Origin of the sequence: Oceanobacillus timonensis, assembly GCF_900166635.1 — a bacterium.
GTDB classification, from domain to species: Bacteria; Bacillota; Bacilli; order Bacillales; family Amphibacillaceae; genus Oceanobacillus; species Oceanobacillus timonensis.
This window is the reverse complement of sequence record NZ_LT800497.1, coordinates 3,978,270-4,002,620: the sequence shown is the minus strand read 5'-3', so window position 1 is coordinate 4,002,620 and position 24,351 is coordinate 3,978,270. Positions and strand designations below refer to the sequence as shown.

At 40.0% G+C, this 24,351-nt stretch carries 22 protein-coding genes; 16 read left to right on the top strand and 6 right to left on the bottom strand.

The window, feature by feature from the left end; translation table 11 throughout:
- Positions 1–2 precede the first annotated feature (2 nt).
- Complete coding sequence (locus tag B7E05_RS22260) at positions 3–167, top strand: hypothetical protein (protein WP_179134594.1); 165 nt, start codon at positions 3–5, stop codon at positions 165–167.
- 51 nt (positions 168–218) lie between these two features.
- On the opposite strand, the gene B7E05_RS19640 is transcribed toward B7E05_RS22260, so the two are convergent.
- A complete protein-coding gene (locus B7E05_RS19640) occupies positions 219–1,085 on the bottom strand; it encodes an SDR family oxidoreductase (protein WP_080875794.1) in 867 nt (288 codons plus the stop codon).
- A gap of 440 nt (positions 1,086–1,525) precedes the next feature.
- Here B7E05_RS19640 and B7E05_RS19635 point away from each other — a divergent pair, with 440 nt between their 5' ends.
- The 3 genes from B7E05_RS19635 to B7E05_RS19625 all read left to right on the top strand — a co-directional run bounded on the left by B7E05_RS19635 (position 1,526) and on the right by B7E05_RS19625 (position 4,299).
- Positions 1,526–1,828, top strand: a complete 303-nt coding sequence (locus B7E05_RS19635; RefSeq protein ID WP_080875793.1) for a hypothetical protein — start codon at positions 1,526–1,528, stop codon at positions 1,826–1,828.
- 183 nt (positions 1,829–2,011) lie between these two features.
- Positions 2,012–3,055: an ArsR/SmtB family transcription factor gene (locus tag B7E05_RS19630; RefSeq protein ID WP_080875792.1), complete on the top strand. Its 1,044-nt coding sequence runs from the start codon at positions 2,012–2,014 to the stop codon at positions 3,053–3,055.
- Positions 3,052–4,299, top strand: a complete 1,248-nt coding sequence (locus B7E05_RS19625; protein ID WP_080875791.1) for an MFS transporter — start codon at positions 3,052–3,054, stop codon at positions 4,297–4,299. The genes B7E05_RS19630 and B7E05_RS19625 overlap by 4 nt, the downstream gene beginning before the upstream one ends.
- 81 nt (positions 4,300–4,380) lie before the next feature.
- On the opposite strand, the gene B7E05_RS19620 is transcribed toward B7E05_RS19625, so the two are convergent.
- Complete coding sequence (locus B7E05_RS19620; protein ID WP_080875790.1) at positions 4,381–5,532, bottom strand: acyl-CoA dehydrogenase family protein; 1,152 nt, start codon at positions 5,530–5,532, stop codon at positions 4,381–4,383.
- Positions 5,533–5,705: 173 nt separating this feature from the next.
- Between B7E05_RS19620 and B7E05_RS19615 the strand changes: the two genes are divergently transcribed.
- From B7E05_RS19615 to B7E05_RS21970, 7 genes are all read left to right on the top strand, one after another.
- Positions 5,706–6,332: a DNA-3-methyladenine glycosylase gene (locus B7E05_RS19615; RefSeq protein ID WP_080875789.1), complete on the top strand. Its 627-nt coding sequence runs from the start codon at positions 5,706–5,708 to the stop codon at positions 6,330–6,332.
- A 237-nt stretch (positions 6,333–6,569) separates the two neighbouring features.
- The gene (locus tag B7E05_RS19610) at positions 6,570–7,835 is read left to right on the top strand and encodes a beta-ketoacyl-[acyl-carrier-protein] synthase family protein (protein WP_080875788.1); all 1,266 of its coding nucleotides are present in this window, start codon (positions 6,570–6,572) and stop codon (positions 7,833–7,835) included.
- A gap of 20 nt (positions 7,836–7,855) precedes the next feature.
- On the top strand, positions 7,856–9,601 hold the full coding sequence (locus B7E05_RS19605) for a class I adenylate-forming enzyme family protein (RefSeq protein ID WP_245833191.1): 1,746 nt from the start codon (positions 7,856–7,858) through the stop codon (positions 9,599–9,601).
- 295 nt (positions 9,602–9,896) lie between these two features.
- Positions 9,897–11,474 (top strand): gluconokinase, encoded by a 1,578-nt coding sequence (gntK, locus tag B7E05_RS19600; protein ID WP_080875787.1) that lies wholly within the window; start codon positions 9,897–9,899, stop codon positions 11,472–11,474.
- A gap of 2 nt (positions 11,475–11,476) precedes the next feature.
- On the top strand, positions 11,477–12,835 hold the full coding sequence (locus B7E05_RS19595) for a gluconate:H+ symporter (RefSeq protein ID WP_080875786.1): 1,359 nt from the start codon (positions 11,477–11,479) through the stop codon (positions 12,833–12,835).
- A gap of 146 nt (positions 12,836–12,981) precedes the next feature.
- The gene (gene gnd / locus B7E05_RS19590) at positions 12,982–14,379 is read left to right on the top strand and encodes a decarboxylating NADP(+)-dependent phosphogluconate dehydrogenase (protein ID WP_080875785.1); all 1,398 of its coding nucleotides are present in this window, start codon (positions 12,982–12,984) and stop codon (positions 14,377–14,379) included.
- Positions 14,380–14,822: 443 nt separating this feature from the next.
- Entirely contained in the window at positions 14,823–15,509 is a 687-nt protein-coding gene (locus B7E05_RS21970) for a hypothetical protein (protein WP_179134593.1), read from the top strand.
- A 149-nt stretch (positions 15,510–15,658) separates the two neighbouring features.
- Here B7E05_RS21970 and B7E05_RS19575 read toward each other — a convergent pair whose 3' ends face one another.
- Positions 15,659–16,816 carry a CapA family protein gene (locus tag B7E05_RS19575; RefSeq protein ID WP_080875782.1) on the bottom strand — a complete coding sequence of 386 codons (1,158 nt, stop codon included), beginning with the start codon at positions 16,814–16,816 and terminating at the stop codon, positions 15,659–15,661.
- A gap of 110 nt (positions 16,817–16,926) precedes the next feature.
- Here B7E05_RS19575 and B7E05_RS19570 point away from each other — a divergent pair, with 110 nt between their 5' ends.
- Entirely contained in the window at positions 16,927–17,967 is a 1,041-nt protein-coding gene (locus B7E05_RS19570; RefSeq protein ID WP_245833188.1) for a YdcF family protein, read from the top strand.
- Between the two features lie 94 nt (positions 17,968–18,061).
- Here B7E05_RS19570 and chbG read toward each other — a convergent pair whose 3' ends face one another.
- Both chbG and B7E05_RS19560 read right to left on the bottom strand, forming a co-directional pair.
- Entirely contained in the window at positions 18,062–18,760 is a 699-nt protein-coding gene (chbG, locus tag B7E05_RS19565; RefSeq protein WP_080875781.1) for a chitin disaccharide deacetylase, read from the bottom strand.
- Between the two features lie 25 nt (positions 18,761–18,785).
- The gene (locus B7E05_RS19560) at positions 18,786–19,508 is read right to left on the bottom strand and encodes a GntR family transcriptional regulator (protein WP_080875780.1); all 723 of its coding nucleotides are present in this window, start codon (positions 19,506–19,508) and stop codon (positions 18,786–18,788) included.
- A gap of 319 nt (positions 19,509–19,827) precedes the next feature.
- Here B7E05_RS19560 and B7E05_RS19555 point away from each other — a divergent pair, with 319 nt between their 5' ends.
- From B7E05_RS19555 to B7E05_RS19540, 4 genes are all read left to right on the top strand, one after another.
- Complete coding sequence (locus B7E05_RS19555; protein ID WP_080875779.1) at positions 19,828–21,159, top strand: 6-phospho-beta-glucosidase; 1,332 nt, start codon at positions 19,828–19,830, stop codon at positions 21,157–21,159.
- A 117-nt stretch (positions 21,160–21,276) separates the two neighbouring features.
- The gene (locus B7E05_RS19550; RefSeq protein WP_080875778.1) at positions 21,277–22,566 is read left to right on the top strand and encodes a PTS sugar transporter subunit IIC; all 1,290 of its coding nucleotides are present in this window, start codon (positions 21,277–21,279) and stop codon (positions 22,564–22,566) included.
- Positions 22,567–22,569: 3 nt separating this feature from the next.
- Complete coding sequence (locus tag B7E05_RS19545; RefSeq protein WP_080875777.1) at positions 22,570–22,905, top strand: PTS lactose/cellobiose transporter subunit IIA; 336 nt, start codon at positions 22,570–22,572, stop codon at positions 22,903–22,905.
- Between the two features lies 1 nt (position 22,906).
- On the top strand, positions 22,907–23,215 hold the full coding sequence (locus B7E05_RS19540; RefSeq protein ID WP_080875776.1) for a PTS sugar transporter subunit IIB: 309 nt from the start codon (positions 22,907–22,909) through the stop codon (positions 23,213–23,215).
- A gap of 99 nt (positions 23,216–23,314) precedes the next feature.
- On the opposite strand, the gene B7E05_RS19535 is transcribed toward B7E05_RS19540, so the two are convergent.
- On the bottom strand, positions 23,315–24,226 hold the full coding sequence (locus B7E05_RS19535; protein ID WP_080875775.1) for an alpha/beta hydrolase: 912 nt from the start codon (positions 24,224–24,226) through the stop codon (positions 23,315–23,317).
- Between the last annotated feature and the right edge of the window lie 125 nt (positions 24,227–24,351).

Genomic DNA, 24,351 nt, shown 5'->3' with positions numbered 1-24,351 from the left:
CCATGTCGATTAAAAAATGGGTGAGTATCGGGATTGCCTATGTATGTGTGGTTGTTATTGCATATGGTGTAATCACAGGGAGTAATCCATTTGAAAGCAATGATTTAGAGCCACATGATCATGCTACGGTGCAAGTTGGAGAAGTGAAAGCAAATGATATAGGGTAGAAATAAAAAACAGCCTGTATTCGCAATGAAAAGAATACAGGCTGTTTTTTATTAGGAAGATGTCCAGGTTCCTCCATTAATATGAATCGCTTGTCCGGTCATATAAGAAGCTTCTTTTGAGGCAAGCATAACATACGGCCAAGCATGCTCTGACGGCTGACCAGGGCGTCCCATTAAAGAATCCTGTCCAAATTTCTCCACTTTATTTTCATCAAATGAGGCGGGAATAAGCGGTGTCCAGACAGGTCCTGGAGCAACGGTGTTCGCTCGAATCCCTTTTTTAGCAAGGCTTTGTGCAATACTTCTAATGAAGGAAGTAATCGCACCTTTTGTTGCGGAGTAATCCATTAATGTGGCATTTCCACGATAAGAATTAATAGAAGATGTACTAATAATGGAGTCTCCTTCCTTCATATGCGGAACAGCTGCTTTCGTCAGATAAAATTGCGAGAAGAAATTCACGCGGAATACATCTTCAAATTGTTCAGAAGGGATATCTTCCACATTCTCCTGTTCAAATTGAATCGCTGCATTGTTAACCAGAATATTGATACCGCCAAATGCTTCTACTGTTTTCTCGACTAAATCCATACAATGGGCTTCTGCTTTAATATCTCCAGGGAGAAGAAGGCATTGAACACCTTCTGCTTCTACTAAATTCTTGGTTTCTTCCGCATCACCATGTTCATTTAAATAAGAAATTGCGACGTTTGCTCCTTCTTTTGCATATAAAATCGCAACTGCGCGGCCAATTCCGCTGTCACCGCCGGTAATCAGTGCATTTTTCCCTTTCAATTTATCCGTGCCTATATAATCTGTCGGCTGATGCGGGAGCGGGTTCATTTCTGACTCGATTCCCGGCTGCTTATTTTGTGTTTGTTTGGGAGTACTATTTTTCTGCATTTCTGTCGGTTCCATGATGTGTTCCTCCTTATTCCATTTAATCATGTGTCTATTAAAAGGTTTCCACTGACAAGCATTTTATAAACATTGTAATGTGAAAAAGCGTTGGAAAGGGATGGATATAAGGTGTAAGTTTTATGAAAACATGAGCTGTATAACACACGTCCTTTTAGCTGTATTTGTATAGTTATGGGAAACAGCTTTCTCATTTTCATAGGTGTGATTTAGAGAAAAGAACATTACGAAAACAATTTGAAGAGCCATTGATAATGATTTTTTGAAATATTTAAACAAATCATTAAAGAGTGGAGTGAAAGATATGAAATTATGTTGGAAGAAGGTAAAAAGATATGTAACCTTACCTTTTTTACTCCGACAATCGATCGTTTTATTGTATTAGGATTTGCTTTTATTGGCGCTTTTACAGGCAGTTTTTCTCAAGGGGTTATCCCTTTTTGGCAGGTATGCTGTATGTCATTATCTTTTTAGCTATTGTCATGCCGATTCTTAGAGTCATAGGAAATAAGTGGAGGAGGAAAAAAGGGATAGAAGAAAAAGATATGAAGCCTAATAAACGAGTAGAGCGTATCCTGCTAAATACCCTTCTTGGTATTGCTATTGCTCTTTTAGTGTTTGTTCTTGTTTTAAATCTTTTAGCCGATTTTTTCAGTTGGATATGGGTTGGATTGCATGTAATTGTTGTCTTAGTTGTCTATTTTTCTCGGTTTATACATCTTAGACGACTAGAAAGGAGCTGACTTTAGAGATGGGGTATAGAGTAACTTTTACTTTTAACTAAAACCATTTTTTATACAGTCCATTTTTTTGCTATGTGATTATAAATAACATAGTCCCTTTTGTTCTATATTTATAAAATATTATATTCTACATCTATAGAATATATGTTACACTGAAATGAATAACATACAGGGAGTGGTTAAGTGGATATACTGCAATCAACAAGTAGAGAAAGGGAAACGTACCAAGTCAAGTTCAGTTATTCTATTTTATGGGAATGCGCGTTAGGGATTGCGGCAATAACAAACACCAAGCTTCTCGATACATTAGATAAGCCTAAAGAACATTGGATGAATATAAAAGGTTCTATTTCGGATGATTTATCTGAACAATTGGAATTTGTTGAAAAAAATAACACGTGGAAAGCGCTGCTCCAAATACTCCATCAGCAGGAATTTTCAAGTCTTGAAGTGTTTGAACAATATGTACAAGATTTAACAGATACAGAGCTGAAGTTTATTTGTCTTCCTTTTGTCGGGAATCATTATCAATCCTATCGGAGGCAAGCTGCACAAGGGGGATCAGATTCTATTAAAGAGTTAAAGCGCATTACGGCCCTTAATCCTTTCTTTCCGGCATATATCGAATTTATTAGTACCTGTAAAGCTGCATCTTTAAAAAAACATTTGATTAAGGTAATGAGCAGCTGGTATCAGGAAATAGGGGAGGAGTACCAGCAGGAAACAGAAGCTATTTTAGAAAAGGATTATCAATCAAAGAAAGAGGTGCAGCAGAAAGTTTCTTCAGAGGAATTAGTGCAATGGGCAACCGGTGGGGTAACTTATATACCCGAACCCAGTGTTCATACTGTTTTATTGATACCTCAATATATTTATCGTCCCTGGAATATTGAGGCAGATATCGAAGGAACTAAAGTATTTTATTATCCGGTTGCGAATGAAAGTGTATCTCCAAGTGATCGGTATATGCCGGATTATTTTCTCGTTCAGAAATATAAAGCATTAGGTGACGAGGTACGGTTGAAGATGGTTAAATTATTATCTGAACATCCAAGGACGCTGCAGGATATGACAGAAAGACTAGATATCGGGAAATCGACAATTCACCATCATTTAAAAATATTAAGAGCGGCAAAAATCGTAGAAATACGCGATTCCAAATATTGCTTGAAAAAGAATGTATTTTCCCTTTTAGCAAAAGAATTTGACTGGTATCTGGAAAAATGAAGGGCATAAAGCGAAAGGAAACGTCCATTTTTAAGAATCAATCTTTTCTGTCCATATGGATTGGCAACGGGATTTCAGAGCTGGGCGGTGCTTTTGGAACCTTTTGTAACTCCATTTTGATTTATCAATTAACAGGATCCACCCTGGCCCTTGGGAGTATGTGGCTGTTATATTTTATCCCTTCTTTGGTGCTCCAATTATTTATCGGTCCGTTTATTGACCGTTGGAGCCGCAAGTGGATATTGATATTCTCCCAGATGACAAGAGGCTTCGTCTTTCTTGTGCCGCTGTTTGCTTTATGGACAGAATCGCTTTTGCCATGGCATGTCTATTTCGTGCAGATTATCGTTGGATTAATCACGCCGCTGTATGTTCCGGCAAATCAGGCAATCACGCCCTCTACCGTGGCAAAGGGGCAATTGGAAATAGCGAACGCTTATCTGGAAGGAACAGCACGGCTCATGACCTTTACCGCTCCTTTTTTAGGAGGAGTCGTGATTGAATATCTGGGTGTCTTGCCTACGATGGTTCTAGTAAGCACATTGCTTTTGTTAAGCGGTTTCACATTACTTTTTATCCAAGAGACGAGAATCCAGCAAAAAACAAGAGCGCCGTGGATAAAGGAATTTACAGAGGGTATCACTTATTTTTTTAGAAAACGAGTGATTGTCTGGTTAGGAATATTTCTTGGTTTTGTCCAATTTGGTGTTGGGGTGACAATGGTTACGACACTTCCTTATATAACAGAGGAGTTATTTGGAAGCTACGCAGCATACGGTTATTTTATGGCTGGTTTCCCTATTGGTTTCATCTTAGGATCTATTTTGGTTGGTAAAATAAAATATAGAAGCCGAAGAAGACTCATGCTCAGCGCTTTATTTATCGGCGGACTGACCTTTGTATTCTTATTTTTCAATACAAGTGTTTTATTGGGGATTCTGACAGAGGTAATAGGCGGAGTAGCTATGGCTGTTTTCGGGATACATAATACGACAATTTGCCAAAAAATAATCCCGCATCATTTAATGGGTAAAATATTCTCTGTAAGGCTGTTAATTATTCGGTGTATGATGCCATTAGGTGTCCTGGCCGGTGGTTACTTAAGTGACATGTGGGGCGTCCGGCCATTATATTTATTGATAGGGACTGTGATAAGTACCACCTCTTTAATGGGAATCTTGCTTCCATATTTTAAATTTATAGATGAAGATATGGAAAAAGAAAAGGAAGCGAACCTGGCTTAAAATAAAGAAGCTATATGAAACGAGATTTTCATATAGCTTCCTTCCATTACTGTATTTTATTTCATCATTGGCTGGAATGCTTTACAGTTCCCGTATCGATTTATCCGCTAACTGAATCACCGTCATATCATCCATTGGCGGATTATGCAGTCCAGCTCGGACATCGCGGTAATAGCGCTCAAAATTATTTTTCAGCTTGAGGCTTTGTGCGCCAACAACACGCATCGCAAGGTCTACCCCTCGGACTGCTTTATTGGTGACAGACAGCTTTACTGCTCCTAATTCTGGTCCCATGGTGTTTCTGATTTCTTCCTCCGCCTTATCCCACTTATCCGCAATGGCATGCAGGAAATGCTCGGATTCTAATAAAAGAAGCTCTAGATCACCCATTTTTTGTTTTACATTCGGCAACTCGGAAATCGTGCCCTTGATACTGTTTGGCGAGTAACTCGTTGCAAATGCGACAGCATCCTTCTGAGCAGCTTGGGCAATACCGAGATAGCACGCCGGGACATGCAATAACCATCCAGCTGGTTTTCTTTTTTGATTGGAAGTGATTTCAACGAGAGCGTCTTTATCTAAATGGACATCTTCTAAAACGAGATCATGACTGCCAGAACCACGCATGGCAATGGAATCCCATGTTTCCTCTACGTTGACACCTTCTAAGTCATGTTTTACAAGGAAATTACCAACGTCATCTGTTCCATCGATAGATGCACTAACGATAAAGTAAGTTAAAATCGGAGACAGTGTGGTAAAGTTTTTTCGTCCGGTAATTATCCAGCCATTATCTTTTTTGACCGCGGTTGTTTCCGGTTTTCCTCCACGAGTCGGACTTCCGGTTGCCGGTTCGGTTGCAGCGCTATTTAATAATGCGCCATTTTCAACAACATCTTTGACAACTTTTTTATAAACATTTTCTTTCCAAGGTTTCGTTTCGCCTAAATCTTTCATAATTCCCATATGCCAGCCGATAGAAAGACCAGTTGACCCGTCCGCCTGTGCAATAATTTGTTGATAGGAAACCAGTTCATCAACTGTGATACCAGCTCCTCCATCTTCTTTTGGCACGGTAAGTGCTGGATAGCCGATGTTTTGCAGGTCTTTAAAGTTTTCGTATGGAAAAGCATCAGCTGGAAGGTGGCGAACTCGCTCACCAAAGGGTGCAACCGTTTTGGATAATAGTTGGATGCGCTCTTCTTTTGTGTGTAATTCCATTAAATGATTCATAACCGTATTCCTCCTTGAGAAAAACAAAGTATGTTAATCAGATTTGTTTTGTTTCTATTATTTCATTATCAGAGAAATAGTTCAATCATCTTCCTTCCATGAAACATTTTCGATGGACGTTAACGTGTTATTACAAGAGATGCTTAACTATTTGTTAAAATAGGGTAAACTAAATGGAGAAGGTTCAAAAGCAAGGAGGGTATAAATTGAATCAAGAAAAGCACTTTACACTGTTATCAGACGCGTTTTACCAGTATCCTACCTTACAGATGGCAGAAGAACTGCTTGGATGTATTTTAGTTAAACAAACGGAGGAAGGAACAAGCTCTGGATTTATTGTTGAAACAGAAGCATATTTGGGAAGTGCTGATAGAGCTGCACATGGATTTAAACGGAGAACGAAGCGGACAGACATTCTCTATGCAGAGGCTGGGATGACCTACACGCATCTTATTCATAATCATTGTTTAATTAATGTCGTCAGCGCAGAGAAAGAAGTACCGGAAAGTGTGTTAATCCGGGCAGTGGAACCTTATACAGGAATCGATCAAATGTTGGCTCGCCGGCCAGTAAAAAAATTTCAAAACTTAACAAGCGGTCCAGGAAAACTATCGCAGGCTTTAGATATTAATATGGGAGATTATGGACGGTCTCTCAAAGAGCCGCCGTTATTTATCGCGGAAGGAAAGAAACCGGAGAAAATAAAAACTGGTCCACGAATTGGTATTGATAACTCCGGAGAAGCAAAAGATTATCCGTATCGATTTTGGGTAGCTGGTAATAAATTTGTTTCGAAATAATCACTCAAATTCCCGTTATCATTTGTTGGATAACGGGAATTTGTATGTAGAAGAAACAAGTATATTGATAGTGCAAGCAAATCTGGAAATGGATGGTTTGAGTAAAATATATACTTACATTATAATAATACTAGGATTTGAATAATACATGACAGTTTTGAAATGAAAGCTGATTATGTTCATAATAAAAGTGAGACAGGGGACGTATTGTCTAAAATATGCAAAGGAGCGTGCATCATGAAACAGGTAGAGATTGCAGTAACAGGGATGGGGGCTGTTTCTCCATTTGGCATAGGGACATCCGCTTTTTGGGATAATGTCATTGCGAATCATTCTGCGGTAAAAGAAATAACCGATGAGAATATGAGGAAATGGACAAAAGTAGGAGCGCGTGTACCTGATTTTGATGTGTCTGATTTTCTTTCTAAAAAGATTACCCGAAATACCGATTATTTTACCCAGCTGGCGTTAATTACAGCAGATGAAGCGTTAAAGGATGCAGGTCTCTTAAAAAGTGATGGAGAGACGTTTATCGATGACGTCGATCGGAATCGATTCGGAACAGCAATTGGAACAGCTTTTGGTGGTATTCAATCTTTGGAACAGGCGTCTGAAAAATTAGCAACGGGAAAGGCGAAACGAGTCGGACCGCGTATGATTTCTAAATCTATTCCGAACGCAGCCGCAAGCACACTATCCATTCAGTATGGATTTCGAGGGCCGTCGAATACATATGTAACCGCTTGTGCAGCTTCAGCCAATGCGATTGGGGAATCCGCTCACTGGTTTTTCCGTGATGACGTGGATTATATTCTTGCTGGAGGCGTAGACAGCTTGTGGTCAAATGTCTTTTTATCCGGATTAGGCGATGCCGGTGCATTGGCAGCGAAAGGTCCGGAAGATTTTTCAACATGGTCCCGCCCGTTTGATGCGGCACGGACAGGGATGGTCATGGGAGAAGGCGCAGGTTTATTTGTTCTTGAGCCGCTAGAGCGTGCCAAAGCAAGGGGGGCACACATTTATGCAACGTTAAAAGGCTATGGCGCTTCCAATGATGCGTATCATGATACGTCACCGGACCCGGAAGGAACAAGTGCTGCATTGGCAATCGAGCGGGCGCTCCGTTCCGCACAACTCAAGCCGGATGATGTGGATTATATTAATGCGCACGCGACGTCGACACCAGCTGGAGATATTGCTGAGACCAAAGCATTAAAAATGATATTCGGCGAGAAATTAGACCACATGCCAGTCAGCTCCATCAAAGGTAGTGTCGGGCATTTATTAGGAGCGGCTGGAGCTATTGAAAGTATCGCGTCGATCAAAGCAATAGAGACAGGAATATTACCGGCAACGCTTCATTCTGAAAATCGGGATGAAGCGGCGCCGTTGGATATTGTTCCAAATGCAAGCCGCAAGCAGCCAATCCAAACAGCAATGAGTAATTCCTTTGGTTTTGGCGGGCAGAATGGCATTGTGATTTGGCAGGCACCTCAAGACTGAACGGGAAAAAGAGGAAACAAATGATGAAATGGAGAGATAACATGCTGGAAGAACGGCAAAATCATGCAAGTGTAGAGGAGCGGCAGGCTGCACTGGAAAAAATGTACCCAAGTTGGGAGAAGCGGACGGTTGCGACGCATTTTTATAAGCAGAGCCGGCAATATAGTGATTATCCTTTGATTATGATGCCGGATAAGGTCGTGACCTATGAAGACATGTGGGAGCAGGCTCGTGAGTATGCAAAGGCGATGCTAAATACAGGTGTTGCGCCTGGAGACCATGTAGCTGTTTTAATGGAAAACGAACCGGAGTTTGTTGCTTTATTTATTGCAACTTCGATGGTGGGAGCGGTTGTGGTGCCGGTGAATACGCAGCTGCAGAAGGATGAAGTAACTTATATGCTTCGTCAATCCGATAGCAATTGGCTGATCACTCATCAATACGCTGGAAAGCAGCATCATGCGGAAGTGTTAAAGGATATGGTTTCTGAACTCCAAAAAGATGCTGATAGTTCTTTTAAAAAAGCAATTTGTATGCCGAATAAAGAAGCAGCTGTGCCGGAAATGTACATGGCATGGGAAGTGTTCTTACAAGGTGCAGAGGCAGTGGAAGAAACGGCGCTAAACAACCGCTGGAAAGAAACAGATAACCCAGACGCAACGGCCGCTATTATTTATACTTCCGGCTCTACGGGCTTGCCAAAAGGCGTCATGTTAACCGATGATATGCTGCTCCGTTCCGGTTTTGCAACGTGCCTGACTAGAGGGTATGAAGTGGGGAGACGGATTTATGCACCATTACCGATGTATCATGTTTATTTTCTGCAGGAAGGTTTATTTGCTGCTTCTTTTGTAGGAGGAGGGATGGTAACCTGTCATGCATTTCAACCGCTGCAATCACTGGAGTTGATGGAGAAATACCAAGTTCATGATTTTCTCGCTGTCCCATCGATGCTTGTTGCCTTATTGAATCGACCGGAAGTAAAACAAACGAATCTAAAGTCTCTTTATGCGCTATTATGCTGTGCAGCCCCTTCACCGGTTCCGTTATGGAAAAGAGCAGTAGATGAATTAGAAGTGACGGAAATCGGTACAGGCTGTGGAGCAACAGAAGCGGGTTCCACTACGATGCTGACGGAAATCGGTGATTCATTGGAGACTATCTCCACCACAGTCGGGAAGGTAAAAACTGCAGGAGCGGCTGCTCATCCGGAGTTTGGAGATAAAAGTGTGACGTACAAAGTGATTGACCCGGATACGAGAGAAACATTGCCAGATGGTTCTGTCGGTGAGTTAGCAGTGCGTGGAAATGTTGTAACAGAAGGGTATTATAAAAAGCCGGAAGAAACAGCTTTTGCTAAGGATGCGGATGGTTATATCCGCAGCGGCGATTTAGGGACCATTGATGAACAAGGTTATATTCGGCTGTTAGGCAGAAGTAAGGACCTTTATAAAGTATCCGGAGAGACGGTAGCTCCCAAAGAAGTAGAGGATGTTATTTCTATGCACCCGGCAGTGAACCAAGTATACATCGTTGGTGTGCCGGACCAATTAACAACAGAAACCGGTGCTGCGTTTGTCGAATTAAAACAAGGCGAAACCTGTACGAAGCAAGACATCAGAAAACTGTGCCGGGAGCATGTAGCACGTTTTAAAGTACCGCGTTATATCTGGTTTGTGAATGCAGCGGATTGGCCGCTGACAGGGACAGGGAAAATACAGAAATTTAAACTGCAGGATATCGCGCAGGAAAAATTGAAGAAATAACGTTTCCATTTGACCTTTTAGAACACATTAATAGATTGAATAGAGCGAAAAGGACTTTCTTAATGTATCCAATTAAGAAAGTCCTTTTTTGATTTTACAAAAAATAATAAAAGCGTTTACAGAAAGAAAAAATCATGTTAGGATACTTGTATACAAGTATTCGAAGTATAAAGTTACATGTTTTGAAAGCCTTTTATTGAGAAATACAAATAATAGAGGCAGTTGATTTTATAATCTATAGCAAGATAGCGGGATAAAATAGAGTAACAAAATACAATAAAAGCGAGGGATGGAAATGGATCAGAATAAGTATATGCTCGGAGTCGATATCGGCACAACGAGTACAAAAGCCGTGCTGTATCGGGAAACGGGTGACATTTTGGCACAGAGCAGTCAGGGATATGACATGCAAACGCCGGACATCCGAACGGCGGAGCAAAGTCCGGAAGACATTTATCAGGCGGTACGTTATGTTATCCGGGAAACAGTGAAGGAATCAAAGATTGGTACAGAGCATCTTTCCTTTATTTCCTTCAGCAGTGCGATGCACAGTCTTATCGCCATGGATGAGGATAATAAAGCGATTACCCCATGTATTACCTGGGCGGATAACCGCAGTTCACATTGGACAAATAAAATCAAAAATGAATGGAACGGCCATGATATTTATCTGCGGACGGGCACGCCGATTCATCCGATGTCTCCATTGAGTAAAATTACATGGCTGGAGCAGGAACATCCGGAGATAGCTGGAAAAACAATGAAATACATCGGGATTAAAGAATATGTTTTTTATCAATTCTTTGGAGAATATGTGATGGATTATTCGCTTGGTTCTGCTACCGGAATGATGAACTTGGAAAACCTCGACTGGGACGAAGGAGCTCTTGAAGTAACAGGTATTTCAACAGACAAGCTGCCGAGACTGGTTCCGACAACAGCAAGCTTTACCAATTGTCATCCGGAGATTGCCAAAGATTTAGGAATCGCACCAGACATGAAATTTATTATCGGCGCAAGTGATGGGGTGTTATCCAATATTGGCGTGAATGCAGTTAAAGAAGGAGATGTGGCAATTACAATCGGTACGAGCGGAGCAATTCGTACAGTGATTCCTAAACCGCGTACCGATCAAAAAGGGCGTATTTTTTGTTATGCGCTAACAGAAAATCATTGGGTTATCGGTGGTCCGGTAAATAATGGCGGCATGGTGCTGCGCTGGATTCGTGATGAACTTGCTGCAAGTGAAGTGGAAACAGCAAAACGCTTGAACATAGATGCTTATGAAGTGTTGACTGCAATCGCCAAACAAGTGGAGCCGGGTTCAAACGGTTTATTATTCCATCCATTTTTAGCAGGAGAGCGTGCACCACTTTGGAATGCAAATGTTCGCGGATCATTTATTGGGCTTACGCTAAACCATAAAAAAGAGCATATGGTTCGCGCTGCTTTAGAAGGTGTTATTTTTAATTTATATACCGTTTTCCTGGCGTTGGTAGAAGTAATGAATGCTCCAGTGAAATCAATAAAGGCTACAGGCGGATTTTCAAAATCGGAATTATGGCGGCAAATGATGGCTGATATCTTTGACCAGGATGTGATTGTTCCGAAAAGCTACGAATCTTCCTGTCTTGGTGCTTGTCTGCTTGGATTGTATGCAGAAGAAAAAATTGATTCCTTTGATATGGTGGAGGATTTGATTGGTTTTACCCATCAGCATGATCCGAATCCGGAGAATGCCCTAATTTATCAGGAATTAATGCCAATGTTTATCAATATTTCACGTTCATTGGAACAGGAATATGAACAGATTGCAGCTTATCAGGAAAGAAGATCACTGGAAAATAAAAAGCATGAAAATAGGAGTGAATAAAGATGGAAAATGTTTATCCGCTTATCATAGTAGCATTAGCAGTCGTTACGTTATTACTGCTTATTATGAAGTGGAATTTAAATACGTTTATTGCATTGATTGTCGTTTCTTTATTAACCGCTTTAGCGCTGGGCATGTCTCTTGGGGATATTGTTGAAACGGTACAAGAAGGACTCGGCGGAACACTTGGCGATATCGCGCTTATCTTTGTTTTTGGCGCAATGCTGGGGAAATTACTTGCTGATGCAGGAGGCGCACAGCGTATTGCGTTAACATTAATCAATAAGTTTGGTGAAAAACGTATCCAATGGGCTGTCGTTATTGCTTCCTTTATTATCGGGATTGCATTATTCTTTGAAGTCGGCCTGGTATTATTAATTCCAATTGTTTATCAGATTGCAAAAGAAGTTAAAATGCCATTATTATACCTTGGGCTGCCGATGACAGCTGCCTTATCTGTGACACACGGATTCTTGCCGCCTCATCCGGGTCCGACAGTAATTGCACAACAGTATGAAGCAAATATAGGGATGGTCCTTCTTATCGGTATTGTGATTGCGGTTCCAACAGTGATTATTGCCGGACCATTATTTACAAAAGTAGCACAGAAATTAGTACCCGATGCTTTTTCGAGAATCGGTAATATTGGGTCGCTTGGGACGACGAAGACATTTAAAGAAGAAGAAACACCTGGATTTGGTATCAGTGCGTTAACAGCACTTTCTCCTGTTATATTGATGGCGGTTACAACCATTGTGCAGCTAATTCAAGATATTGGCGGGCTTGCGGATAATTTGTTTTTTGAAATTGTAGGCATCATCGGTGAACCAATGATAGCTCTGCTTCTATCGTTATTATTTGCGATTTACACCATGGGTATTGCACGCAACATTCCAATGAAAACATTGATGAGTTCAGCAGAAGAGTCTGTTCGTGGAATCAGCGTTGTTCTGCTGGTTACTGCAGGCGGCGGTGCTTTAAAACAAGTCTTAATTGACGGTGGAGTCGGTGATGCAGTCGCAAATATCTTTTCTAATACCAATATGTCCCCGGTTCTATTAGCCTGGATCATTGCTGCTATTTTGAGAGTTTCATTAGGTTCGGCAACGGTTGCTGCATTAACAACAGCCGGGATGGTTATTCCATTAATTGAGGGGACCGATGTGAACCTGGCGTTGATGGTGTTAGCTACAGGTGCCGGAAGCTTGATTGCTTCTCACGTGAATGACACAGGTTTTTGGATTTTCAAGGAATACTTTAATTTATCTATGAAAGAAACATTTGCAACATGGACGCTGCTGGAAACGATTATATCTGTATCAGGGTTAATCTTTACCCTTTTAATCAGTTTCATTATTTAAAAACTTGGGAAAGCTGAGAGTAGTGTAAAACAATCTTGTAAATTGATGTTACGGACATCAGTTTCTGAAATATGGATGTGAAGGGTGTTCAGATTCTCTAAATTATAGAGCGTTTGAACACCTGTTTAAGGGAAAGGGATGAAAAAATGAATTCAATTGGCATGTTTGGACTGGGAGTAATGGGAGCGAATCTTGCTTTGAATATGGCGAATAAGGGTGAGAAGGTTGCGGTTTATAATTATACACCCGATTTAACAGAAGCTTTTCAAGAAAAGCACCCGCATGCGAATACAACAGCGTATTATGAGTTAGCGAAGTTTATTCATTCGTTAGAAAAGCCGCGGAAAATCTTTCTGATGGTAACAGCTGGAGCAGTTGTCGATTCCGTTATTGAAAGTCTTTTGCCTTTGTTGGATCAAGGCGATATTATTATGGATGGAGGAAACTCCAATTTCCAGGATTCCAATCGCAGGTATCATGATTTGAAGGAAAAAGGGTTTCACTTTATTGGAGTAGGCGTTTCCGGTGGAGAAGTGGGGGCATTGAATGGACCTGCACTTATGCCAAGCGGGGATAAAGAAGCCTATCAACATGTCGCTCCAATACTGGAAAAAATTGCGGCACAGGTTGATGGTAAAGCCTGTTGCTCCTACCTTGGTAAAGAAGGTGCCGGGCATTATGTAAAAATGGTGCATAATGGCATTGAATATGCAGATATGCAGCTTATCACAGAAGCCTATCAATTCTTGCGGGAAAGATTAGGCCTGGACGTCAATGAAATAGCCGCTATTTTTGCAGAATGGAATCAAGGTGAGCTGGAAAGCTATCTGATGGAAATCACAGCGGATATCTTAACGCGTGTAGATGATGAGACAAACCAGCCTATGGTTGATGTCATTTTAGATAAATCAGAGCAGAAAGGAACAGGCAAATGGACAAGTCAAAATGCGCTTGATATTGGTGTTCCTTTAACGATTGTGACAGAATCTGTATTTATGCGGTTTTTATCCAATGTGAAGGAAGAGCGCATGATTGCGGAACAAGAATTGGCAGGCCCTGATCCATTATTGACACAAGCTGACAAGAACGGGTGGATTGAACTCGTGCAGCAAGCATTATTTATGGGGAAAATAAGTACCTACGCACAAGGGTTCTATCAATATAAACAGGCATCGGAGCAATATAACTGGGATTTGCAGCTTGATGAAATTGCACTGATTTTCCGCGGCGGATGTATTATCCGTGCAGGAATATTAAATGAAATCAGCGATGCTTTTAAAGCGGATCAAGCACTATCAAATCTTTTCCTTTCTCCTTATTTCAAAGCAATTTTGAATGATTACCAAGCTGCGATGCGTAAAGTCGTTATCAAAGGAATGGAAACGGGGTTAGCATTGCCGTGCTTTAATGCTTCATTGGTATATTATGATGGCTACCGTTCTGGAAAAAGTGGTGCTAATTTGATTCAGGCGCAGCGTGATTACTTTGGAGCGCACACATTGGAGCGTATCGATAAAGAAGGGCATTTTCATATACAGTGGTAATATATATGGTCAAAAAGGGAGTGTTTGAAGATGTTAAACGCTCCTTTTTTGTATGAAAATTAATAGGTGAAAAGTACTCGTGAAATAAAGCGAAGACAGCTTGTATCTTTCTTTTCAATCAGTAACTTTGTGTTATAATCATTTACATATTGTATCAGCAGGAAAGAAAAAGGATAAAAAATGGATTCGAATAATAAAAATGTTTCCAGTGCAAATCGTGGTTGGTCAAGAAGTGAAGCAGTATCCTTTTGGATATGCTGTACTTTAAAGAAAAAATACAATGAAACTTGTTGTTTCTGAATTTTGTACATTTTGTAAAAGGGAAGGGGTACCAATTGCATCCATTTCATTTATCGCAAGCAATATATTTTGGAAGTATTATTCTTTTTATTATCCTTTTATTCATGTATGAAAGGATAAGCAAACGGAGCATCCCTAAAACGATGATTTTCATATATAGTCTGATTATCGTATTTTTAATGTGTTTGGTAATCTCCGTTTATTTCTATATAAAGTACGATTATTTTTTATTTTTTCCAGTAGACTACTTTCAGTCGCATGATTATATATTTGCTGCCTTGGCATTCATTATATTTGGAAAAATATTTTCGCAAAAGGATTTGAAATTAACTAAAAAAGATAACATCCTTATCTGTTGTTGTTTGACACTTATCGTCTTGATAGCGGTTGTTCCAACTTCTGAGAAAGCAGTTGATAATTATCAATATCACAAAGCAGAAAAAATATTAGCCGAAGAAGAGAATCATTTCAATGCAGCAATTACTTATGGTGTATCAAGCTGCAGAGAGAATGCAGAATACCGTAAAACATATCAGATTTTTGAATGTGAAGCAGATGCATCTCGTTTATATTATATGTTTGTTAATAACACGACATCAGAGGAACAACATGTAGTGGTCCATTTGTCTTTGCTAGATCAAAACAATAAGCAAGTAGATTCCTTTTCTTCAACAGAGATGACGCTACAGCCTGGTCGTATATATAAGGTCCTATTTGATAGTGACGTATTCAACCGACCAGACTGGATGCAGCATTCTTTTCGTTCTTCTAAACAATTTGAAGCCTATCAGTATGAAATCGAATGGGTATCGAATGACGGAAGTGGATAGAATAGTAGATATTTTTGTTGGAAAAAAGTGTATCGTATGTCATTCGTTTTTTACTCCCTGGGCTTGCAGCCTATTTGGAGAAAAGGGATGAGAGAAGGGAGGATTATCTTTTTTACGATGATAATCCTCCCTTTGTCATGATGACATATTTATTGCTGGCTAGTTTCTTTCCACTCTAATTCTGGCATCCATTGTGTCATGTGCTTCTGCATGTTAGACAGCACTCCATCAAGATTCTCTATTTGACCTGAGGATGCTTGTTCTAACGGAACAACTTGGATATTTTTCATCGTACCGTCATCTTCTTCAAACTCCACAAAAGTTGGCAGGAAGCCGGGATCTTCGACATGCACGTCATTATCTTCTTTCACCAGATTAAATTCGAAAATACCGCCAATACGGTTATAAAACTGATATTGCCCGGATAAGAAATTGCCTAAAGAATAGGCAACTAACGTTTTGTTCCCTTCTTTCCCTTCCAGCCATTCTACTGGCTGCAGCACATGCGGATGATTTCCGATGACGACATCAACTCCAAGGTCTGCGGCATATTGTGCCAAATTCTTTTGCTCCTGATTGGGCATCCGTTCTTCTTCTTTGCCAAAGTGCAAACTGATAATCGTTGCATCTGCAAGTTCATCTGCTTTTTCTACTTCCTCTTTGATTTGCTCGCGGTTAATTAAATTAACGAGATAGGGTTTCCCATCCGGAACAGACATGCCATTTGTTCCGTATGTATAACTTAGAAAGGCAACGGAAATATCCTGGTCGGTTTCCAGCACGCTTATTTCAGATTGATCGTCGGCGCTTTTGAAACTTCCTGTGTAAGGCATGCCGATTTCTTCATAATAGGCAATCGCATTTTGAATTGCTGCTTCGCCTCTGTCCATGGTATGGTTATTTGCCATTGTTACCATATCGACTCCGGCATCCTGTAAAGCATCGCCGATTTCAAAGGGGCTATTAAAATTAGGGTAACCGGATAAGCCGATATCTTCACCGCCCATAATGGTTTCTTGATTAGCAACTGTCATATCGGATGCCCTTAAATCATCTGCCACTGCAGCAAGCATCGGTTTGAAATCATATGTTTTTCCATCCCAGGCATCGTCGTAAACGCGGTCATGAATTAAGATATCGCCAATTGCAGAAATAGTGACTTTAGGGTCGATCCAATCGGTTTCTTTTAAACTAATAGATGTCTGTTTGGACGAATGTTGTTTGTCTGTATGATCATCCGGAGACGGTATACAGGCTGTTAATGTTAAAATGAACAAAATGATGATAAAATATTTTAAATGATGCATATAAACCTCTGCTAATGATTAATTTTATTTAGTTATAGGATACCATAACCAGTATTTTAAATAAAATGATGCATTTTTATACAACAACAGCAGGAGAGAGGTGAGAATAATTGGTTTACGTTATTGCTTCCGTTCCGCTTGTATTTTTTATTCTTTTTTTTATCAGTTATTTGCAAGACCCGCGTAAACTAATCAATGGACTGTGGTTTAATAGTTTTTTACTAACGTTCCTGTTCTTTTGTGCGTTCTTTTATATATACATCGACGGACCTTATCAGTATTTTCTATTAGTTATTCCGTTGCTTTTTTTAATTATACTGATTCCGTTTGGTCTGCTCGCTTTCCTTGCTGGGTTATTTTATAATGCTAAAGTATTAATGCAGAAGGAAGGGAAAAGATTCCGGAATTCTTTAACCTTAATCATGGCTCTAGGTATACTTACATTAATTGTGATGAATATAATTAATCCATCGCGTTTTTTTCCGGATTATTTAAGCCCGCTTTTTGGAGGAGCTGGGCTGGTGGTTATCTATGTATTTTTACATATGTTTAACTTTTTGACAGCTTATAGTCTGAATCAATGGAATCGCCCAAAGAAGAATCAGGATTATATCATTGTATTGGGAAGCGGATTAATCAATGATCAGGTGCCTCCGCTGCTTGCAAGCAGAATTAATAGAGCAGTCGAATTTTACAATCAGCAGAAAAAAGAGACTGCTCCACCGAAAATTATATTTTCTGGCGGACAGGGACCGGATGAAGGTATTCCGGAAGCAAAAGCAATGCAAGCATATGCTGTAGAAAAAGGGATACCGATTGAAGACACCATGATGGAGGATAAATCTGTCAGCACGTACGAAAATATGGTTTTCTCTAAAAGAATCATGGATAAAAGGAGCGGGGAGGGAGCATACCGGAGTATTTTTGCGACAAATAATTTTCATTTGTTTCGGGCAGGAATGTATGCAAGGAAAGCAGGTCTGGACAGCCAGGGAATCGGTTCGAAAACAGCATTTTATTATTGGCCGAACGCGATGGTCAGGGAATATATTGCGATTGTCGTTATGAGACACCGTCGTCATGTGATGGTTGTTGGCTGTATTATGGGCTTCTCCCTATTTCTGACGATGATTTTTTATTTTTTTAGTTAGGTCATCAATGATAATAAAAGAAATCCAAACATATCTCATGCTGATAGAAGCATATGGATACACGTTTGGATTTCTTTTATTAAGAAGTTTCACTTTATGTCAGCTCGACCCAGTCAGGAACCTGAATTCTGCTGAGAATGTCCATTTCTTTTTCGCGGGCATCGGTGTAGGAGCTGACTTCTCTTAAATTTTCATCTGCTTTCCCGGGATGCGTCATTACTTCAACAGATGAAACATTTTCTTTTTGTATAATGTCGAATAAATCATCCGTGACCCCATTTTTATAAAAGCCTGTCCATAACTTTTCCGTCCAGCAAATATCTGGATGGTCTGCCAAGGAGTCAACACGTCGCACAGGAACTTCGTATTCTTGAGCCAGCTTGATCACAAGGTTTCTTAAAGGCGCCCAGCCGTGTACATGATGGTGACTGTCAATATGGTCCAGAGGTAAGCCTGTTGCTAAATAAGCCTCCAGTTGGGCGCGCCATTCTAACTCCACTTCTTCCAAATTTGGAGCTTCCATTTCGTGAAAATTGCTGGTAAATCGAAACGTGCCATCTGAGTTTATGAGATCTGGGATCATGGTATGAAGAGGTTTCCCCCAAGTTAGTACCAGATGAATGCCAATTTTTAAGCTAGGATGTTCTGCTGCCTTTTCGATGGCATAATTTGTAGCAAGGCCGTTCATCATTAAAGTTGTAGATGTTACACAACCGTTTTCGTGTGCCTCGATTATGCCGTCTGTTACCCCTTTTGTCAGTCCGAAATCATCTGCATTTATTTCGACTCTCATAGAATCACCTCTTAATAGTTTTTCGTTATTTGGAATAACTGCGTTCAATCGAAAAGTTTGTTTTATCCCCTCGAAAGAAAGATCTGGAAAATTCAATTTTTGTGCCATTTTCATCTTCTGCTAATGTTTCCATATAAAAGCAGGGAAGTCCTTGTTCGCATTCCAAAAAACTGCATATTTGTTCGTCTGCAATCACTATTTCGATATTCTCGGAGGTTTTTGCAACCCACACATCAAAAAATTCATTTAATGATTTATATAGAGAATTGCTAGCTTGTTCTGTCGTAATTCCAGGTGCAACACTCCAGGGAACGTAAGCTACTTCATACTGAGTCGTATCTCCATTCGCTTTACGGACACGTTCAATACGTTGAACAGGATCTTGGAGCTTTACATTTAAATGTGTAGATAATAGCTCATTTGCAACAACGACGGAAATATCTAATACCTCAATTTCCGGATGTTTTCCCTGGTCAGCTAATTGATCGCTGTATCGTCTGATTGTCTGAGATAAGGTTTGTTTTACTTTCTTATCCGCTACAAATGTACCCCTCCCTTGCTGACGTACTAAATACCCTTCTAATGTCAGCTGATTGAGAGCATTGCGAACGGTGGTGCGACTCACATTAAAATTTTCACATAATTCCAGTTCAGTCGGAATCTTCTCACCGGGTTTGTATTGATTTGTCTTAATACGATGTAACAATTCCTCTTTAATATAAATGTGCAGTGATTGGTTTTTCTCCATAGGTTTCGTGCTCCTTTAACGACACTTTTAAAAATCATACCTTTTTAAAACAAAAGAACAAAGGATGAAACATTTCAAGGTTAAAAAACTAATATATCATTTCTTATTTTCATATTTCTATAATGGAGTGTATTACAAATTGTCTGGAAAGTTTGTTGTATAAAGATAGTTTACAAGATATTTGATTAAAACACAATTGTAACTACAAATAATTTCATATTGTATAGACAAATAAATAATTGTATGATACATTTTTAATGTATTCTTTCGCAAATGAATTAAAGCGCTTACAAAAATAAAGGTGGAGGAACAATCAATTATGTCTTTAAAAATAGCAATCATCGGCGGTGGTTCCAGCTATACGCCGGAAATTTTAGAAGGTTTTATTCAGAGGCAAGCGACATTTCCGGTGACAGAAATTGTTCTGGTAGATATTGAAGCAGGGAAAGAAAAGGTAGATACCATTTGCCAATTAGGTAACAGAATGATTGATGAAGCTGGAACAGATATCAAATTAACTTGGACGTTGGATCGAAGAAGTGCTTTAAAAGGAGCCGATTTTGTATCTACACAGATTCGAGTGGGCGGATTAGCTGCAAGGGCACATGATGAAAGGATTCCGTTAAAACATGGATTAATTGGTCAGGAAACAAATGGAGCTGGGGGAATAATGAAAGCGCTTCGAACGATTCCGGTGTTAATGGAAATAGCCGAGGAAATGGAAGAACTTTGTCCTGACGCGTGGATGGTTAACTTTACCAATCCGGCTGGAATTGTTACAGAGGCATTGCTCAATTATTCGGCCCATAAGAAAGTCATCGGCGTATGTAATATACCATTTAATATGCGTCACTCTACGGCTGAATTATTACAAGCAGCTCCAGAGGATGTATTGATTCGATTTATTGGCTTAAATCATTTTGTTTTTGGAGACAAAGTCTATGTGAAAGGAGAGGATCGTACAGCAGATGTTTTTCAAAAATTGCTTCAGAAAGAGCTTGATTACAGCCCGGCGAATATTATGTCATTAGATTGGTCGGAAGCTTTTATCAAAGCTGTGAAGTTATTACCGAATCCATATCACCAATACTATTTTCAAACCAAATCAGTTTTGAAAAAGGATAAGCAAGCCTATAAGGAAAATGGAACACGTGCAGAAGTTGTGCAAGCGCTGGAAGAATCGTTATTTGCATTATACAAACGGGAAAGCCTCCGGAAAAAACCAGAAGAGCTGGAACAACGCGGAGGAGCTTTTTACAGCCAGGTTGCATGCCAGTTAATGGATTCGATTTATAATAATAAAGAAGATATCCAAACGGTGAATACGTGGAATCATGGTACGATACCGGATTTGCCTTATGATGCAGTGATTGAAGCAAATTGTGTGATTACAAAGCAAGGGCCAAAGCCTATTGCAATCGGTAAGATTCCTGCGCCGGTACGGGGGATGATTCAGAATATGAAAGCGATGGAAGAGCTGGTGATTCAAGCTGGTATTTCTGGAGATTACGAAGATGCGTATAATGCGTTCTTAGTAAATCCATTAGTGCAAGATGAGAAGAAAGCAAAACGGCTTTTAGATGAACTGTTAGAAGCTCATAAAGATTACTTACCACAATATAAGCGTCTGTCATTTTCGCAAAAAGCATAAAGAAAGAGGAGAATCGGATGTTTTATTTCTTGATTCACTCAAGCAGGGTTTAGTGAGGGTAACTATCACTAAATCGGGTTTCGCTCGACCACAATTTAACCTGTAGGGGGAAGAAAAATGAATCAAACATTTATGCAGAAGTTCATTGAAATTGCTGGCCGTATTGGATCACAACGTCATTTGGTTGCGGTGCGTGATGGATTTGTAGCGATTATGCCTTTGATAATTATTGGATCGTTAGCAATATTAATGAATAATTTTCCTGCGTTTGGCAGCTTTGATGTCGTCGCTATACTAAATAATATTTTTGGAGAAGGAAATTGGCAGACAGTCGGAGGGAGTATTTGGAATGCTACGTTTGCGGTAATTGGTCTGCTCATTTCTTTTACCATAGCGTATAATTTAGCTAAGTCTTATGATATAGACGGATTATCTGCCGGGCTAATATCAATCGCTTCTTATATTATCCTTGTTCCTGTAACAGAAGATTTCGGGCTGAATATGAATTGGCTGGGAGCCCAAGGGCTTTTTGTAGCTATTATTGTAGGTTTAATCGTAACAGAACTATTTCGTATGCTTCTGCAAGCAAATATTACAATCAAGATGCCGGAGGGCGTACCTGAGGGGGTCACCCGTTCTTTTGCTGCGTTAATTCCGGCAATGATTATTCTTGCATTTGTAGGTTTATTCCAGGCGCTTATTACAGTATTTGTCGGCATCAGTATATTCGAAGTTATTTTCAATGCGATACAAGAACCGCTGCAAGGTCTTGGAAATACACTGCCCGCGGCGATGGTTGTTTCTTTCTTAAATCATTTACTTTGGTTCTTCGGTCTGCATGGGACTAATATTATTGGATCTGTGATTGAGCCGGTGTATCTGCCGTTGATTGAGCAAAATGCAAACCTTTTCCAACAAGGGATGTCTGCTTTTGATGTACCGAATGTTGTAACCAAGCCATTTCTGGATTCATTTGTTTTTATGGGAGGTTCAGGTACAACGATTGCGCTTTTAATAGCTATCTTTATTGTAATAAGAAGAGAGAAGAACCATCCATATCGAGAGGTTGCCAAGGTATCTGCTCCAGCAGGATTGTTTAATATCAATGAACCGGTGATTTTTGGTTTGCCGATTGTGTTAAATCCGATTTTCTTGATTCCGTTTATTCTTGTTCCGGTCACATTAACGGTGATTTCTTATATTGCTTTATCTACCGGACTGGTACCGAAAACAGTAGCTATTCTGCCGTGGACGACACCGCCAATTTTAAGTGGTTATTTAGTAACGGGCGGCAGCGTCAGAGGAATAATACTGCAGTTGATTAATTTGGCTGTGGCGGTGACAATTTATATACCATTTATTATGGCGGGAGTTCGTGCGATGAAAGAGAAGATGGGAGGACAGTAAAAAATGACAATGACAAAAGAAGAGGTGCAGCTGCTTTCCTTTCAAATGATTTTACATGCTGGAAATGCGAGGTCAGATGCCATGGAAGCTTTGCTGCTGGCTAAGAAGGGAAAGTTTGAGGAAGCTGCTGGAAAGATGGAAGCAGCAGATGAGGCATTCGCAGAGGCCCATCAGATGCAGACAAATTTATTGCATGATGAGGCGAATGGCGAAACAACAGAGCTTTTCATTATCCTGATTCATGCGCAGGACCATTTAATGAATGCACTAACAGTAAAAGATTTGGCTGTTGAAATGATAGATATGCATCAAAAAATCAAATATTTGGAGGGGAAGTAATATGAAGATACGCTTAGTTTGTTCTGCAGGAATGTCTACGTCCATGCTTGTGAAAAAAATGAAAGAAGCGGCTGAAGCACAACATATTGAAGCTGATATTGAAGCGGTAGCTGAATCGCAGCTGAAAAATCAACTGGAAGGGTTGCAGGTGGTGCTGATTGGTCCGCAAGTCCGTTATTTAGAAGGGAAAATCAAAGGGAACCTGGAACCGCAGGGTGTGAAGGTTGCTGTCATTGATCAGATGGCATATGGCATGATGCAGGGCGATAAAGTTTTGCAGCAGGCAATGGGTTTGCATGCAGGCACTTAAAACGACGATAAAATATTTATTTCACTTTATATAGAAATAAAAAACTCGTATCTATGATTAGAAGATACGAGTTTTAATATGCTTAAAGTGTGTGTCCTCTTAAAGATAGCGTTGATAGAAATCTTCCAGCCTATTCACCGCTTTTTCTACAGGTTCTGGCTGATCATATAAATCATAATGTGTTACGCCATCAAGAACGAGAATGTCCTTGTTGGCAGACGCTGCTTTTTCATAAAGTTCGTGACCATCATAGTAAGAGCCGAAGCTGCCTTTCACACTTCCTATAACAATTTGTAATGGTTGTGTAAGCAGTTGATCTGCCAAGTGAAAAGCATCGAAAGCAAGAACTTTTTCTATACTTGTAAACTTTAATTTGTTAGGAGAGTTGGAACTCTGACCTCTGGAAGTTTTGTAGTAATCAATTGCTTCTTTAATGTCGATATCCTTAATGCCGGCTTGTTCTCTTTCTTCCTGGCTATTCGGAATCCACTGGGTAATGAGTGAATCTGCACCATTTGCTTCAGCAGTACGCTGTTCACCAATTTGTTCCAATGTTTGAATTGGATTTTGTTCCCGATACAACCTGCCGATATTGGCGCTTGCAACTACACCGACTGCTTTCAAACGCTTTTCCGTCATTGCAGCATTAGCAGCATAACCGCCGCCTGCACAAACACCAAGTACACCGATACGTTCATTATCAACAATATCTAACGTTGTTAAATAATCTACAGCGGAACGAACATCCTCTACACGGGCAGACGGATCCTCTGTATAACGGGGTTCTCCACCGCTCTCTCCTTGATAAGAAGCATCAAAGACAATCGTGATATAACCAAGCTGCGCAAATTTTTCTGCATAAATGCCGGCAGTTTGGTCTTTACAGCTGCTGCCTGGGTGTACACAAACAAGAGCAGGAGTTGTTTTGCTTGTGTTTTCAGGTGTGTTTAAAAAACCGGCTACATGGATACCATTTGATGAAAACGTGATTTCTTTTTTATTAAAACGCATCGTATAAAGTCTCCTTTCAAAAATAAAATACACACATGTTGCTTAATTGCCTTGTGTAAATTAATATAAAGGGTATATGAGCTAGATGCAATAACCATCTGGGCAGATGTGTATATTAATACCCA